This window comes from Vibrio sp. 811 (genome assembly GCF_033339195.1).
Window position 1 is genome coordinate 1 of the sequence record NZ_JAWOUB010000450.1, and the last position, 676, is coordinate 676.

Below are 676 nucleotides of genomic sequence, written 5' to 3' on the forward strand. Positions count from 1 at the left end.
TGACAGGTGGTTTGGCATCAGTAGCTGGTGGTACGTTGGTAGGTTATGCCTCGTTGGGTGTCGATCTTAACTACCTTATCGCTGCTGCCTTTATGTCTGCGCCCGCAGGCTTGTTGATGGCGAAAATTCTCATGCCAGAAGATGTGAACAAAGCACCAGATATCGACATTAGCCAAGTGGAAATTCCACGCGCAACTAACGTGGTTGAAGCGTTAGCCGATGGCGCAATGGCGGGTGTTCGTATCGCTGTGTCTGTAGGTGGTACGTTGTTAGCGTTCATCAGCGTAATCGCGTTGTTGAACGGGATGCTAGGTTGGGTTGGAGACCTTATTGGTACGCCACTAAGCTTTGAGCTTATCTTAGGCTACGTATTTGCACCTGTCGCATGGTTGTTAGGTGTGCCATGGGAAGAGGCGAATACGGCGGGCTCGCTTATTGGTAACAAGATCGTGGTGAACGAGTTTGTTGCTTTCATCCAACTAGCAGAAGTGAAATCTCAGCTAAGTGCTCACTCTCAAGCTATTGTGACTTTCGCACTGTGTGGTTTTGCAAACATCTCTAGTATGGCAATGCTGATCGGCGGATTGGGTTCTTTGGTTCCAGAGAAGCGTGCATTTGTTTCTAAGCATGGTTTCCGCGCGATTATTGCCGGCGTTATGGCGAACTTGATGAGTGC

1 protein-coding gene is annotated in these 676 nt (G+C 49.1%); it reads left to right on the forward strand.

What is annotated here, in order from left to right:
- The coding region (locus R7Q46_RS27420) for a nucleoside transporter C-terminal domain-containing protein (protein ID WP_318078307.1) at positions 1 to 676 on the forward strand (676 nt) is incomplete at both ends.